Raw genomic sequence first — 14,216 nt, 5'->3', positions numbered from 1 at the left:
GTATGTACGTGCCGCGGCAAGCTTCTGAGCTGTCGTTTCGCCGGGTGCGCCCCGGGGCAGTCGCACATGAGGGGTTCCCGGGAACACGACACGACTCGGAGGTGCGGATGGCGCAGGGCACCGCGAGCATCGGCGACCACGGCTTCCTCTCGGACTGCCACACCGCCGCGCTCACCACACCCGACGGCACCGTCGACTGGCTGTGCGTTCCCCGGTTCGACGGGCCCGCCCTCGTCTCGGGGATCCTGGACCCGCGCGGAGGCGGATGGACCCTGGAGGTCGAGGGGGCGAGCCCGGCCGGACGCGCCTACGTCGACGACACGCTCGTCCTGGAGACGCTCTGGCGGGGTACGGACACCGAGGTGGCCGTCCGCGACCTGCTCGCGGTGCGAAGGCCGGAGGAGGGCGGGGCGGGCCTGTACCGGCAGGGTCTCCTCCTACGGGTCGTCGAGTGCCGCTCCGGGAGCACGTCCGTGCGCTCGCGGCTCGACGCCAGACCCGACTTCGCGCGTGCCGAACCCGTGTGGGAGCGGGTGGACGGCGGACTGCGCGAGGCCTCGGGGCCGATGCTGTCGGGTTCGCCCGCGCCCGCGCTCGCGCGGGACGGCGTGCCGGAGTACCGCGTGGAGCTGGCCGAGGGGGACACCGCCGTGTTCGCCCTGGACTACCTGGAGGGCGGGCGCCGCGTCGGACTGGGGGAGGGCCGGGCGCTGATGCGGGAGACCCTGGACGCCTGGCGGGAGTGGTCCGGCCGGACCGACTACGACGGGGTCGGCGCCACGCACGTGCGCCGCAGCGCCCTCACCCTGCGCGGTCTGCTCCACGAGGAGAGCGGCGCCCTCATCGCCGCACCCACCACGTCCCTGCCCGAGTGGCCGGGAGGCCCGCGCAACTGGGACTACCGCTACGTCTGGCACCGCGACGCCGCGCTCGTCGTCCTGGCCTTCCTTCGGCTCGGGCACGCCGAGGAGGCGGGGCACTACCTGCGCTTCCTGCTGCGCATGTGCGGTCAGCCGATCGACTGGGTCCCCCCGGTGCAGGCGGTCGACGAACAGCCGCCGCCTGAGGAGGAGACCCTGGACCACCTCGCCGGACACGCCGGGTCCAGGCCGGTCCGCGTCGGCAACGACGCCTACTCACAGCACCAGCTGGACGTGTACGGGCACGTGCTCGACGCCGCGCTGTCCTACGAGGAGGCCACCGGCGGGCTCGGGCGCGGGGACGTCGAACAGCTCTCCTCGATGGTCGACGCGGCGTGCCGGGTCTGGCGCGAGCCGGACGAGGGCATGTGGGAGGTGCGGTCGCGGCCGCGGCACTGGACGAGTTCCAAGGTCTACGCCTGGGTGTGCCTGGACCGCGGGATCCAGCTGGCCACCGAGTCCGGCAAGGCGGGCGGGGACGTCCCGCTGGACAAGTGGCGCAAGGAGCTGGACGCCGTGCGCCAGGAGGTCCTGGACCGGGGCTACGACGCGGAGGCCGGGACCTTCACGCAGTCCTACTGCTCGTCCCACGTGGACGGGTCGCTGCTGCGGATCCCGCTCCTGGGCTTCCTGGAGGGGACCGACCCGCGCGTGCTCGCGACCCTGGAACGGGTGGACGCGGAGCTGGGCGGGGAGGGCGGGCTCGTCCACAGGTACGACCCCGGGACGACCGACGACGGACTGGGCACCCCGGAGGGCGCCTTCCTCCTCTGCTCCTTCGACATGGTCTCCGCCCTGGTGCTCGCCGGGCGGACCGAGGAGGCGCGGCGGAGGTTCGAGGAACTGTGCGGGAGCTCGGGAGAGCTCGGCCTGCACGCGGAGGAGATGGCCGCCGACGGCACCATGCTGGGCAACTTCCCCCAGGCCTTCACCCACCTCGCGCTGATCGAGGCGGCCGTCAACCTCGACCAGGCGGGGGACGGGGAGGCGCTGCACTCGTGGGTGCGCGACAGGTCGAGCGGCGCGACACGACGAAGGAGGACTGGAGCAGATGGCTGACCACAACACCACCGGGGACATCAAGGAGACGATCCAGGAGGAGGCGGAGGCCTACCGGGGCGACAGCGACCAGCCCCTCTTCGGGTACACGGCCGTGGCCTCGGGCTACCTGGCCCTGGTGGGAGTCGGGCTGCTCGCCGCGCGCCGGTTCCGGGGCAGGCGCAGGGCCGAGAGCGTGGGGCCGTGGGACCTGGCGCTGATGGGGCTGACCACGCACAAGCTGTCGCGGATGCTGGCCAAGGACGCGGTCACCAGCCCGCTCCGGGCGTTCTTCACCCGCTTCCAGGGGGTCTCGGCCCCGGCCGAGCTGGCCGAGGAGGTACGCGGCCAGGGTGCACGCCGGGCGGTCGGTGAGCTGATCACCTGCCCGTTCTGCACCGCGCAGTGGATCGCCACGGCCTACGCCTTCGGCCTGGTGTTCGCGCCCGGTGTGACCCGGGGGACCGGGGCGGTGTTCAGCGCCGTGGCCGTGTCCGACTGGCTCCAGCTGGCGTACGTGCGCCTCCAGAAGGCCCAGGAGTAGCGCCTCCGTCCTGGTCCCGGACACCGCCCCGGGCCGGAGTCCGCCGAGCACGCCGTAGAGGCGGGGGCGGGCGACCGATCGGTCGCCCGCCCCCGCCTCCCCGCCGTCAGGGCCGGTGTCGCTTTCCCCGCCCCCCGTGCTTCCCGCGGTCACCGTGAACCTCGGAGCCGTGGTCGTCCCCGTGGTGCCCGTGGTCGCCGTGACCGCAGTGGTTCCCGTGTCCCCCGTGCTCCCGGCGGCTCCGGCGGCCCCCGCGCCCTCGGCGTCCCCGGTGGTCCCCACGGCCCCCGGCACTCCCGTGGCCCCCGCAGCAGCACCCCTCCTGCGCGTCGTCCCCGGAGCCGCCGGTTCCGGCCACCACGCTCTCGGGCGCCTCCCCGACCATGAGCCCGAAGACCACGTGGTCGAACAGGAACGCCCACCGCTCCCGGGGCCGGTGCCCGCGCGCGTGGGCGAGGCCGAGCGCGGGGGCGACGGCCAGCTCGTACGCGCTCCAGACCGCCACCCCGAAGACCGGGCCGGCCAGCCGCCACCGCCTCACCCGGCGCGGCAGCAGCGCGAAGACGGTACCCGCCGCCGCCCCGTACCCCCAGTGCGCCAGCTCGATCGCGGCCTTCCTCCGCTCCGGGGGAACGCTCTCCAGCAGGGCGGGCACGCCCTCCGCCAGGACGGCCTCGGGCGGTGTGCGCCGCACGAACCCCGCTCCGACCTCCACCTGCCGCATACCGCTCATGGCCATCGCACCCGCGACACCCCGCACGGCCCCCCTCAACCACGGGTGCTTCGGAGGCGAATCCGACTTCCTGCCCATCACCTGGCTCCCTTCGCGCGCACACCCTTGCGTGTACCTCCCTGACCGCCCCGCGGCGTCTCCACACGCCTCGACGGGGAGTGGGTTGAAGGCGGGGGCCCTGGGTAGTTGTGGCGACCACATGACCGGTGCCGAGGAGGTCGTTCGGGGGTAGGCATGGAGGCCCTCAGGGGCACGGACGGGGTCGGACGCGCGTCGATGGCCTGGTGGCACGTACCCGGACAGGGGCCGCCGGTGGTCTGCGTGCACGGCGCGGGGATCTCCTCACGCCAGACGCTGCCCGTGGTCAGGGCCCTGGAGGGAAGGACGCCCGCCTGGGCCGTCGACCTGCCGGGGTTCGGCGCGAGCACCGCACCCGACCACGCGCCCACGGTCACCGGACTCGCGGACTCCCTCCTCGCGTGGCTCCGCGTCCGCGGGATCGAGCGGCCCTGCCTGCTCGGGCTCTCCCTCGGAACGCAGGTGGTCGCCGAGGCCGCGGTGCGCGCGCCCGACGAGGTGGGGTCGCTCGTGCTGGCCGGGCCCACGACGGACCCCGGGGCGCGCTCGCTGCCCGAACTGGCCGCGCGCCTGCTGCGCGACGCCACGCGCGAGGACCTCTCGGTGATCCGCTCCGTCGTCGCCGACTACTGGGACGCTGGGGTGCGCAGGGACGTCCGCAGTCTTCTGGCCAGCCGCGAGCACCGGATCGAGACGGTCCTGCCGAGGGTGGGGCAGCCGACCCTGGTCCTGCGCGGGGGCAGGGACCCCCTCTGCCCCGCTCCCTGGGCGCGGGAGGCCGCCCGGCTGCTGCCCCGGGGGCGGCTCGTGACCCTGCCCGGACAGCCCCACGCGCTCACCGCCGCCGCCCCCGGCCGGGTCGCCGACCTGGTCGGGGAGTTCGTTCGGGAGACGGCACGGGACCGGAGGGCGGGGGCCGAGTGGTCGCCGAACGTGTGAGGAGGACCGCGGCCAACGCCCGCGAGGTGCTGCGCCGGATCGTCGAGCGGCGCGGCTACGAGCGCGAGACCGCGGTCATCGTCGCCAAGTGCGTCATCGCCTCCACCGGAGCCTGGCTCGTGGGCACCCTCCTGGGGGGCTCGTCCCAGATCGGTTTCGCCCCCTTCTCCGCCCTGCTGGTGGTGCGGCCCAGCGTGTACGGGTCGGTGCTCCAGTCCCTGCGCTACGTCCCCGCGGTCTTCCTGGGCGCCCTGATCGCGGGCCTGACCGGGCTCACCGTCGGGCTCAACGTGTGGTTCTTCGCCCTGGCCGTGTTCGTCGCGATGATCGCGGGGCAGTTCACGGTCTTCGGCGACCAGGGCAAGCAGATACCCGTGGTGGCGTCGTTCGCGCTCGCGGGAGGTACCGCGGGCAGCCTCACGGACATGGGAACCCTGCTGCTCATGGTGCTGGTGGGGGCCGGGGCCGCGGTCGTGACGAACACGGTCTTCGCGCCCGCCATCCGCTTCCGCGACGCCGAGAGCGCCGTGTTCGACTTCGCGGACGGCCTGCGCGACCTCAGCCGGGAGATGGCCGAGGCGCTCCGCGGGGGCGATGAGGGGCTCGGGGACGTCGGCTACTGGGCGCGGGTCGCCCAGGGGTTCGACAACACCGAGCGCAACGCCCGGGAGTCGGTCTCCCAACAGGAGTACCGGGCGCGCCTGAACCCGCGGCGGCTCCTGACCGGTCCCTCGCCGAAGAGGGCGCCGAAGGCCTACTACGGCTGGATCCTCGCCCTGGGCCGGTCCGCGCGCCACCTCCAGTCCCTCGTCCGCACCCTGAGGACCGCGAAGGAGGGGCGGTCGCGCTTCCCCGAGCCGAGCGACGCCTTCCTCCGCGAGTTCGCCCCGCTCCTGGACGCGGCGGCGGACGCCTTCGACGCCCTCCACGAGGCCGGGGAACCCGAGCGCGACACCGTCTCCGCCGACCTCGACTCCTGTCTGGAGGAGGGGCTCCGGCGCATCGACCGGGCGCGGGAGCACATGAGCGAGGACTGGGACTCCGAACGCTGGCCCGTGCACAGCGCGCTCCTCACCGACCTGGAACGACTGTTCGAGGAGTTGCGGGAGGGGCACGAGAACAGCGAGGAGGGGACGCCGGGCGCTACGGCGGGGTGACGACGGCGGTGCCGGGGGGAAGGGAAGCGGCATGGAACCTTCAGCGCGCGCGAGCGCGGCGCTCCGTGCCGCCGCCGTCCTCGGCTCCCTCGTCCTCCTCGCCGGGTGCGGCGCCCAGGGGACCACCGGCGCGGAGGGGGACGGGGCGGGTGGACAGGACGGCTCCGCCGGTGCCGACCCCGGCCGGCCCGGGGAGGTCGCCGCGGGCCTGGAGGCGCCGTGGGGGCTGGCCTTCCTCCCCGACGGCTCGGCCCTGGTCGCCCAGCGCGACTCGGCGGAGGTCGTGCGCGTGTCCCCCGACGGCTCGGTCACCGGCGTCGGCACCGTCGAGGGGGCCGCGCCGAACGGTGAGGGCGGTCTGCTGGGGCTGGCCGTGGACCCGGACTTCCCCGGGGAACCGTACGTGTACGCCTACCACACCGCGGCCTCCGACAACCGGATCAGCCGTCTGGAGTACGCCCCCGACGGCGGGGGCTTCGGGGACACCGAGGTCGTCCTCGACGGCATCCCCTCCGCCTCCTACCACAACGGCGGCCGGATCGAGTTCGGCCCCGACGGCCTGCTGTACGTCGGCACCGGGGACGCGGGCCAGCAGGGGCTGTCCCAGGACACCGGCTCGCTGGGCGGCAAGATCCTGCGGATCACCGCCGACGGGGACCCGGCGCCGGACAACCCCTTCGGCAACCCGGTCTACAGCTACGGCCACCGCAACGTCCAGGGGCTGGCGTGGGACGACGAGGGGAACCTGTACGCCACCGAGTTCGGGCAGAACGAGTTCGACGAGGTCAACCTGATCGAACCGGGCGGCAACTACGGCTGGCCCGAGGTGGAGGGCGCAGGGGGAGGCGACGAGTACGTCGACCCCCTGCTGACGTGGAGGCCCGCGGAGGCCTCGCCCAGCGGCGCGGCGGTCGCGGGCGGTTCCCTGTGGGTGGCGGCGCTGCGCGGCGAACGCCTGTGGGAGGTGCCGCTCGCCGGTGACGGCGGCGTGGGCGAACCCGTGGACCACCACCAGGGGGAGTACGGCCGCCTGCGCACGGTGGTGACCGCACCCGGCGGCGACGCGCTGTGGCTGGCCACCAGCAACCTCGACGGGGTCGGGGAACCGGCCGAGGGAGGCGACAGGATCCTGCGGGTGCCGCTGGAGTAGGCGCTGCGGCCGCCCCGCCCACCCGGTGTGCGTGCCCGCGCTCCCGGGCGGGATCCGGTGTTCCACGAGGGACCCGGCGTCCGTGCCGTCCCGGGCCGGTCCGCGCTGTTCCACGCTGTCTCCCCCGGGACCCGGTGCTTCGCGTTCGTGTCGGCGCACCGGGAACGCCGCGCGTCAACCCGTCGTCCCGCACGGGCGTCCCGGAGGGATTCCACGTCGCTGAACAGCACAAAAGGGAGTATTAACGGTAAACATCCGTTTTCGCGCCCTCCTCGCGGGCACGGGCCGGACATGTCCTCCTCAGACTTACCAGGTAAGGCGCGGCGCTCCGAGAAGGACGCCCGGGCGGCGGGCCGACGCGCGGGACGCCAGGCGGCCCACAGCACCTGGCTGCGCAGGCTCGCGGGCGTGGGCTTCGCCGCCACGGGCCTGCTCTACCTCATCATCGGCTACCTCGCCCTGCGCATCGCCTTCGGCGACAGCGGCGGCCAGGAGGCGGACAACAGCGGCGCCCTCCAGCTCGTCGCCCAGAACACCGGCGGCATGCTGCTGCTCTGGGTCGCGGCGGCGGGGCTGGTGGGACTCACCGTGTGGCAGGCGGTCTACGCCGCCGTGGGGTTGGAGAGGGCCACCAAGCGCATCGCCTCCGGGTCCCGCGCGGTGGTCTACGCCGTGCTGGCCTCCAGCATCGCGGGCTTCCTGCTGGGGCAGGGGTCGACCCGGTCCCAGGACAGCCGGTCGGAGGCGCTGACGGCACAGGTCATGGCGCTGCCCTTCGGCCGGTTCGCCGTCGGCGCGGTGGGCTGCGGCGTGATCGCCGTGGGCCTGTACCAGATCTGGAAGGCGGTGACCCGCCGCTTCACGCAGGAGCTGGCGCTCGGCGCTCTCGCACCGCGGCGGCGCAGGGCCGTCGTCACCGTCGGCGTGCTCGGCATCGGCACCCAGGGCCTGGTCCTGGCCGCCGTCGGCGTCTTCTTCCTCCAGGCCGCGATCGCCTTCGACAAGGACCAGGCGGTCGGGCTGGACGGCGCGCTGCGGGCCTTCTCCCAGACCCCGGCCGGCCCCTGGGCGCTGGTGGCCGTCGCCCTGGGCGTGGCCCTCTACGGCGCCTACTGCTTCTGCCAGGCGCGCTGGCAGCGCTGACCGGAGGACACCGCCCTCCCCCCAGCGCGCCGGACCGCCTCCCCTCCCCGGACATACGGACGGGGCCCCACGCTCTCCTGAGGGGCCCCGTCCTCCAAGGGGGTCCTACGGCGTGGGCGGGCGCGCCGTCGTCGCCCCGCCCACGGGTCAGCTACAGACCGAACCGTTGAGGGCGAACCTCGCGGGCACGGCGTTCGCCCCGGACGCCAGGGTGCCGATGAAGCCGAACGTCACCTCGTCGCCGGGCTCGATGGTCCCGTTCCAGTCCGCGTTCACGGCGGTCACCGCGTGCCCGGCCTGCTCCAGCGCGCTGCTCCAGTGGCGCTCCACGGTCTGGCCGCCGGGGAAGGACCACACCAGCTTCCAGCCGTTCACGGGCTCGTCACCCGTGTTGCGGACGGTCACCTGGGTGTTGAAGCGGTCGTGCCACTCGCCGTGGACCACGTAGTCCACCTCGCAGGAGGAGCCGGCGGGCAGGGAGGCGTCGCCCTGGTCGGCGACGAATCCGGACACCCAGGCCAGCGTGGAGTTCCAGTTGATGGTCAGCTCGTTGGTCGCCCACGAGTCGATGTGGTCGATGTAGCAGAACTGGGGGGCGCACCCGTCCAGGTTGGACTGGGCGACCGGGTCCCAGGTGCCGGTGTCGGAGTTGGGCCCGCCGGACAGGGTGCCCTCGGGCGGGTTGGGCAGGCGCGGGTCGAGCTGGTGGGCGTACCAGCGGCTGTGCTGGTTGACCGCGTCGTTCTCGCCGTACCCGGTCACGTACGACTGGTTGAGGGCGTTGCGTCCCAGGATGTAGTCCATGCCCTCCAGGACCGCGTCGCGGAAGCGCGTGTCGCCGCCGATGTCGTAGGCGCTGGCCATCACCACCATGTTGTTGAGCACGAGGTTGTTGGAGCCCCAGGCGAAGACCCCGCCCTCGGGGTCGTAGGCCAGTCCGTAGGGGTGCTCCGAGACGTCGGCCAGGTACTGCTCGGCCCCCTCCACGACGGAGGCGCGGACCTCGTCGCGCCCGTCGAGCCCGCTCGGCACGGTGGCGAGCTGGAGGCGGCCCAGGGGGGCCGTCCAGCGCCAGTCGAACCCGGCGGAGGTGAACACGTCGGCGGTGTGCAGCTCGGACGAGACCACCGCCTCCTCGTAGTCCCCGTGCCCGGTAGCCAGGTACAGCTCCGCGGCGGCCCAGTAGAACTCGTCGGCCACGTTGTCGTCGTCGTAGGCGCCGCCGCCCTCGCCGCCGACGGTCGCGTAGCGCTCGGGTTCGGCCACCGCGGCGTCCCAGGCGGTCTCGGCCGCCTCCAGGCAGGTCGCGGCGAAGTCGGCGTCGTAGGGGGCGAACACGCGGGAGCACTGGGCGGCGGTCGCGGCCAGGTTCAGCGTGGCCGCCGTCGACGGCGGGTGCAGGTAGCGGGGCTGGGGGTCCTCGGAGGGCAGCAGGGGCAGGCCGGTCCAGCGCTCGTCGTGGACCTTGTGGTGGGCCATCCCCGCGAGCTCCTCGCCCTCGGGGACCCGCATGGACAGCAGGAACTCCATCTCCCAGCGGGCCTCGTCCAGGACGTCCGGCACGCCGTTGTCCCGCTCGGGGACGGACAGGGTGGAGTCGGCGACCCGGGCGGGGTCGCCGGTGGGCGCGGTGTGCGCGCGCTCGTAGACGCTCATCAGCTGGTGGACGGAGATGCCGCCGTTCACCACGTACTTGCCGTGGTCGCCCGCGTCGTACCAGCCGCCGGACACGTCGAGCGAGTAGTCGCACGGGGCTGAGGGGTGGCAGGTGACGTCGGTGTCGCCCTGGTTGGGCTCCACGCCCGCGTGCCCGGCCTCGCGCCCGTACCCGGGGGCGAGTTCGTCGAGGATCTCGATACCGCTGCGCTGGGTGTAGTAGAAGTCCAGTGCGTCCGTGGCCAGGGCGGCGTAGGGGTCGGCGGTGATGCCGAAGGGGTGGCTGGTCTCGCCGTCGGCGGTCAGGGTGTAGCCCTCGCCCGTCCCGGTGAAGCCGCTGAAGTCGACGGTGTGCACGTTCTGCCCGGAGGACTCGTCCAGGCCGTACGGCACGGTGTCGCCCTCGGCCACGACCGCGCCCCCGGCGTCGGCCAGCCGCCAGGGCAGGGCCTCCTCGGCGTCGGTGACCACGGTGGCGTTCTTGGGGCCCTGCGGGAGGTAGCCGACCTGGTTGACGCGGACGCGCGGGCCGGTGTCGGGTTCGTAGACCGGTGGTTCGGCGCCGCCGAGCAGCGACACGTCGTCCAGGCAGAACGTCCAGTCCTCCTCGGCCCCGCCGATCTGGAAGGCGAGCTGGGCGTCGGCCATCTCGGCCGACGCGGTGAAGACGTACTCGTAGCCGGTCGCCGTCGGCGTGAGCACGGGGCGCTCGTCCAGTTCGGTGCGCCAGGGGTCGACGGGCTCCTGGACCAGCGCGCGGACGGGCAGGCCGTCGGCGCCGGAGGCGGTGAACGTGAGGGAGTAGGACTCCCCCGCCACGAGGGGGATGTCGTTCTGGCCGACGATCTGGTCCCACGGGTCGCTGGTGCCGCCGGGGACCGCGACGCACAGGGCTCCGTCCTCGCTGACGGCGAGGTCGATCCCCTCGGTCGCCCACCAACCGGTGGTGCCGTCGGAGAAGTCGCCGTTGGTGATCTGCTCGACCGGTTCGTCGTCGGCCTGGGCGGGGGAGGCGACGAGGAGACTCGTGCCGAGTGCGGCTGCGGCGCCGAGCGCCGCCGCGCGGTTTCTTCGTGCCGGACTCAACGGGGGGTCCTTCCGCTGGGGGGTAAGCGGCCGGAAGCACTGGGAGCGCTCCCAATAGTATGACCATTGTTGTGTCGTGTATCACAGCTGTCAATGGGGGCAAACGCACGAACCAGCGGACGGCGCAGGAGGTGCAAGCAGCCCGGAGTGAAACCGGTGAACAGCGGCGCGGGGTGAACGCGGGCGGGCCCGGCCCCCGGGGGAGCCGGGCCCGCCACCGGGGTCAGTCCTTGAGCAGACCCGGCGCGATGACCTCCTCGACCAGGGCGCGGCGCACCTCGTCGGCGTCGCCCGTGTGCCCCAGGTGGCCCGTGGCGGCGCGCAGCTGCGCGCGGACCGCGTCCACCACGGCGTCGCTGCGCAGCACCTCGGCGACGGGGGCCGCCTCGACGGCCTCCTTCCACCCGCGCAGGGTGTCCAGCCGACCGCGGTCGACGGCCTCGCGGGTGATGTGGAACAGGGCGTCGATGTTGCGCTGGTAGGCGTCGGCGTCGGTGAGGTCGACGTCGATGACCTCCACCGGCCGGTTGCCGCCGCCCTCGTCGGGGCGCAGGTGGTAGACCTTCCAGAGGCGGCCGTTGGTGAGGATCACCCACTCGGCGCCCTCCTCGACGGCCAGGCGCCGGGACACCTGGATGTTGCGCTGGTCGAGCTCCTGGCCGACCCGGCGCACCTCCACCGGCGCGAACAGCTTGCCGTCCAGCACGATCGCGTAGTCGATCGAGTCCCCGCTGGTCCGGTACTGGGTGGTCATGTCCTGGTACTTGCTGAAGTTCAGGCCGACGCTGAAGAAGTCGGCGACGAGCATGCGGGTGTCGCCGTCGTTGGCGTCGCGCTCCAGCAGGTCGGACAGCGGCCCGGAGAGGCGGTCGACCGCCGCCGCGACCCGACCCCGGACCGAGGTCTCCCAGCTCAGGGTGGTGCTGGTGAACTCACCCGTCCTGGTCATGACCTGGGTGTCTTCAGCGTCCATGAACGTCCGTTCCCGTGTGTGTCGAGGAAGCCCCGCCGCGCGGCCTTCGCCGGGACCGGAGGAGCGGGTTGCAGGGGGGAGGAATCCGGCCACGATGCTACAACTCGCGCCGCTGACCGGGCACCTCCGGGACTCCGGGAGGAGGGCGGGCGCTCCCTCCGTTCCGCGGGGGTGGAACGGATGGGACGGAAGGAACGACGGACATGTCGCGGTACTAGACTGGCGCGGCTCTCGAACCCCCCTGTAGAACAGGAAAACGTTGGCTTCCCGCTGCCCCTACGCCGAACTCCACGCCCCCGAGTTCCACGCCGACCCGCACGACGTCTACGCGCGGATGACCAAGGAACACGGCTCCGTCTTCCCCGCCGAGATCTCCCCAGGGATCAGCGCCTGGGTGGTCGCCGACTACGCCCTCATCACGGCCTGGTGCAGGGACAGCCGCACCTTCCGGCGCGACTCCCGGCTCTGGCTCGACTGGTCCGAGGGGCGCGTCCCCGACGACGCCCCCGTGGCCGCGATGATGGCCTACCGCCCCAACCTGCTCTTCGCCGACGACGACGCCCACGCCCGCCTCAAGCGGTCGGTGGTCGACTCCCTGGGCCGAGTGCCCGAGAGCCGTGTCGGCGAGAGCACCCGCCGCCACGCCGACAGCCTCATCGACGCCTTCGTCGAACGCGGCAGCGCGGAGCTGGTGTCCGAGTACGCCCGCCTGCTGCCGCTGCTGGTGCTCTGCGACCTGTTCGGCTTCTCGCGCGAGGTCGGCGAGCGCGTCCTGACCTCGCTCGTGGACCTGTGGGACGGCAACGACGTCGTGCGCGCCAACGCCGAGTACGAGCGCGCCCTGTCCGACGCCATCTCGCACAAGCACGCGTCGCCGGGGGAGGACATCACCACCTGGCTGCTCCAGCACCGGGCGGGGCTCACCGACGAGGAGATGCTGCACCAGCTCGTCGTGACCATCGGCGCCGGCGCCGAGCCGACCGCCAACCTCATCGCGGCCGCCACGCACACGATCCTCACCGACCCCGAGGTGAGCCGGGCCCTCAACGGCGCCCTCGTCGGGATCGACGAGGTGGTCGAGCAGGTCCTGTGGCGCGAGCCGCCCATCACCAACTACCCGGTCCTCTACCCGGTGCGCGACGTGGAGATCAGCGGCGGACGGGTCATCCGCAAGGGCGAGCCCATCCTCCTCGGCTACGCCGCGGCCCACAGCGCGATGGCCGAGAACGGACCCGACATCGAGCACGTCACCCGCGCCCACCTGGCCTTCGGGGTCGGTCCGCACCGCTGCCCGGCCCACGGGTTCGCCCAGGCCATGGCCCAGGTCGGCGTGGAGGTCCTCACCAGGCGCCTGCGCGGCCTGCGCGTGACCGACCCGGCCCCGCGCTGGCGCGTCTCCCCGTTCGCGCGGGCCCTGGCCGAACTCCCCGTGGAATTTCCGCCCGACTCCCCGAAGGGAACACCGCCATGGCAGCAGACATCCCCGTCCTCCACCCCTACGACCTCCACCGACAGACAGCCGGACTTCGCGACCGCGGCCCCGTCGTCGAGGTTGAGATCACTGGTGGCGTGGTTGTTCGGGCGCTGACCGGCCACGACGTCATCATGGAGGCCCTCGCCCACCCCGGCGTGCGCAAGGAGGCGCGGCACTGGCGGGCGTGGGCGCAGGGCGAGATCCCCATGGACTGGCCGCTGATCTCCTGGGTGGCCCCGGACAACATGCTCACCGCGGACGGCGACCGCCACCGGCGCCTGCGGACCCTGGTCTCACAGGCGTTCACCCCGCGCCGGGTGGAGGAGCTGCGCCCGAGGATCACCGAGATCACCGCCGAACTGCTCGACGGCCTCGCCGCCGCCGGGCCGGGACCGGTGGACCTCAAGGCGGCGCTGTCGCTGCCGCTGCCCATGACGGTCATCTCCGAGCTGTTCGGGGTCGGGGCGGAGCACCGCGGCACCCTCCACACCCTGATGCACCGGGTCTTCGACGCGACCACCACCCCGGAGGTGGCGGCACGGACCAACGCCGACATGCAGGCCTTCCTGGCGGAGCTGGCCGAGCGCAAGTCCCGTGAGCCGGGCGACGACCTCACCAGCGCGCTGCTCCAGGCGCGGGCGGAGGGCGACGAGCGGCTCTCCCACACCGAACTGGTGTGGACGCTGATCCTCATGATCGGCGCGGGCTACGAGACCACGATGAACCTCATCACCAACGCCGTGCACGCGCTGCTCACCCACCGGGACCAGCTGGAGCTGGTGCGGTCCGGCGGCGCCTCCTGGGCCGACGCGGTCGAGGAGACCCTGCGCTGGGACGCCAGCATCCAGTACCTGCCGCTGCGCTACACGGCCGAGGACGTCACCCTGGCGGGCACGCGCGTGCCCGCGGGGGAGGCGCTGCTCATGGGCTTCGGCGCGGCGGGGCGCGACCCGGGGCGCCACGGCGAGGACGCGCACGCCTTCGACCTGCGGAGGGAGCAGCGGGGGCACCTGGCCTTCTCGCACGGTCCGCACTTCTGCCTGGGCGCGGGGCTGGCCCGGCTGGAGGGCGTGACCGCGCTGGAGGCGCTCTTCACGCGCTTCCCGGACCTGCGCCTGGCCGAGGGGGCGGAGGTGGAGCAGGCCCCGTCCATCGTGGCGAGCGGTCGGGCCGCGCTCCCCGTCGTCTGGGGCTGAGTCCGTCCGGCCCGGGGAGCGGTCGCGGCCCCGGGCCGGGTACGGCTCCCGGCTTGGGTGTGCTCCCCGGTTCGTGGGCGGTCCCAGGACCCGTGCGGCCTCCGGGACGGACGTGGTCCCCGGGGTCGG

11 protein-coding genes are annotated in these 14,216 nt (G+C 73.5%); 8 read left to right on the top strand and 3 right to left on the bottom strand.

Annotation, left to right across the window (positions count from 1 at the left end; translation table 11 throughout):
• Window positions 1–107 precede the first annotated feature (107 nt).
• Window positions 108–1,979 (top strand): glycoside hydrolase family 15 protein, encoded by a 1,872-nt coding sequence (locus UIS43_RS16415; protein WP_370010673.1) that lies wholly within the window; start codon window positions 108–110, stop codon window positions 1,977–1,979.
• On the top strand, window positions 1,972–2,502 hold the full coding sequence (locus UIS43_RS16410) for a DUF1360 domain-containing protein (RefSeq protein ID WP_013155558.1): 531 nt from the start codon (window positions 1,972–1,974) through the stop codon (window positions 2,500–2,502). The genes UIS43_RS16415 and UIS43_RS16410 overlap by 8 nt, the downstream gene beginning before the upstream one ends.
• Window positions 2,503–2,608: 106 nt before the next feature.
• On the opposite strand, the gene UIS43_RS16405 is transcribed toward UIS43_RS16410, so the two are convergent.
• Complete coding sequence (locus UIS43_RS16405; protein ID WP_370010670.1) at window positions 2,609–3,235, bottom strand: hypothetical protein; 627 nt, start codon at window positions 3,233–3,235, stop codon at window positions 2,609–2,611.
• Between the two features lie 234 nt (window positions 3,236–3,469).
• On the opposite strand from UIS43_RS16405, the gene UIS43_RS16400 reads away from it, so the two are divergent.
• The 4 genes from UIS43_RS16400 (at window position 3,470) to UIS43_RS16385 (ending at window position 7,702) form a co-directional block, all read left to right on the top strand.
• Complete coding sequence (locus tag UIS43_RS16400; RefSeq protein WP_013155556.1) at window positions 3,470–4,252, top strand: alpha/beta fold hydrolase; 783 nt, start codon at window positions 3,470–3,472, stop codon at window positions 4,250–4,252.
• The gene (locus tag UIS43_RS16395; protein WP_071623000.1) at window positions 4,234–5,409 is read left to right on the top strand and encodes an aromatic acid exporter family protein; all 1,176 of its coding nucleotides are present in this window, start codon (window positions 4,234–4,236) and stop codon (window positions 5,407–5,409) included. The genes UIS43_RS16400 and UIS43_RS16395 overlap by 19 nt, the downstream gene beginning before the upstream one ends.
• A 31-nt stretch (window positions 5,410–5,440) precedes the next feature.
• Window positions 5,441–6,559 carry a sorbosone dehydrogenase family protein gene (locus tag UIS43_RS16390; protein ID WP_370010668.1) on the top strand — a complete coding sequence of 373 codons (1,119 nt, stop codon included), beginning with the start codon at window positions 5,441–5,443 and terminating at the stop codon, window positions 6,557–6,559.
• Window positions 6,560–6,850: 291 nt separating this feature from the next.
• The gene (locus UIS43_RS16385) at window positions 6,851–7,702 is read left to right on the top strand and encodes a DUF1206 domain-containing protein (RefSeq protein WP_370010666.1); all 852 of its coding nucleotides are present in this window, start codon (window positions 6,851–6,853) and stop codon (window positions 7,700–7,702) included.
• Between the two features lie 147 nt (window positions 7,703–7,849).
• On the opposite strand, the gene UIS43_RS16380 is transcribed toward UIS43_RS16385, so the two are convergent.
• On the bottom strand, window positions 7,850–10,444 hold the full coding sequence (locus tag UIS43_RS16380; RefSeq protein WP_370010664.1) for a glycoside hydrolase family 9 protein: 2,595 nt from the start codon (window positions 10,442–10,444) through the stop codon (window positions 7,850–7,852).
• Between the two features lie 223 nt (window positions 10,445–10,667).
• Window positions 10,668–11,417 carry a hypothetical protein gene (locus UIS43_RS16375; RefSeq protein WP_013155551.1) on the bottom strand — a complete coding sequence of 250 codons (750 nt, stop codon included), beginning with the start codon at window positions 11,415–11,417 and terminating at the stop codon, window positions 10,668–10,670.
• A 259-nt stretch (window positions 11,418–11,676) separates the two neighbouring features.
• Here UIS43_RS16375 and UIS43_RS16370 point away from each other — a divergent pair, with 259 nt between their 5' ends.
• The gene (locus UIS43_RS16370; RefSeq protein ID WP_370010662.1) at window positions 11,677–13,005 is read left to right on the top strand and encodes a cytochrome P450; all 1,329 of its coding nucleotides are present in this window, start codon (window positions 11,677–11,679) and stop codon (window positions 13,003–13,005) included.
• Complete coding sequence (locus tag UIS43_RS16365; RefSeq protein ID WP_071622996.1) at window positions 12,987–14,087, top strand: cytochrome P450; 1,101 nt, start codon at window positions 12,987–12,989, stop codon at window positions 14,085–14,087. The genes UIS43_RS16370 and UIS43_RS16365 overlap by 19 nt, the downstream gene beginning before the upstream one ends.
• Window positions 14,088–14,216 lie beyond the last annotated feature (129 nt).

Source organism: Nocardiopsis sp. LDBS0036 (genome assembly GCF_041228755.1).
Lineage (GTDB): Bacteria > Actinomycetota > Actinomycetes > Streptosporangiales > Streptosporangiaceae > Nocardiopsis > Nocardiopsis dassonvillei.
Note: the sequence above shows the minus strand (reverse complement) of the source record. Positions and strands in the feature narration are given on the sequence as shown.

What these genes read in the sequence shown, in the direction of transcription:
- UIS43_RS16415 (WP_370010673.1), top strand. Translation starts at nt 108, where the DNA reads ATGGCGCAGGGCACCGCGAGCATCGGCGACCACGGCTTCCTCTCGGAC.
- UIS43_RS16410 (WP_013155558.1), top strand. Translation starts at nt 1,972, where the DNA reads ATGGCTGACCACAACACCACCGGGGACATCAAGGAGACGATCCAGGAG.
- UIS43_RS16405 (WP_370010670.1), bottom strand. Translation starts at nt 3,235, where the DNA reads ATGAGCGGTATGCGGCAGGTGGAGGTCGGAGCGGGGTTCGTGCGGCGC.
- UIS43_RS16400 (WP_013155556.1), top strand. Translation starts at nt 3,470, where the DNA reads ATGGAGGCCCTCAGGGGCACGGACGGGGTCGGACGCGCGTCGATGGCC.
- UIS43_RS16390 (WP_370010668.1), top strand. Translation starts at nt 5,441, where the DNA reads ATGGAACCTTCAGCGCGCGCGAGCGCGGCGCTCCGTGCCGCCGCCGTC.
- UIS43_RS16385 (WP_370010666.1), top strand. Translation starts at nt 6,851, where the DNA reads ATGTCCTCCTCAGACTTACCAGGTAAGGCGCGGCGCTCCGAGAAGGAC.
- UIS43_RS16375 (WP_013155551.1), bottom strand. Translation starts at nt 11,417, where the DNA reads ATGGACGCTGAAGACACCCAGGTCATGACCAGGACGGGTGAGTTCACC.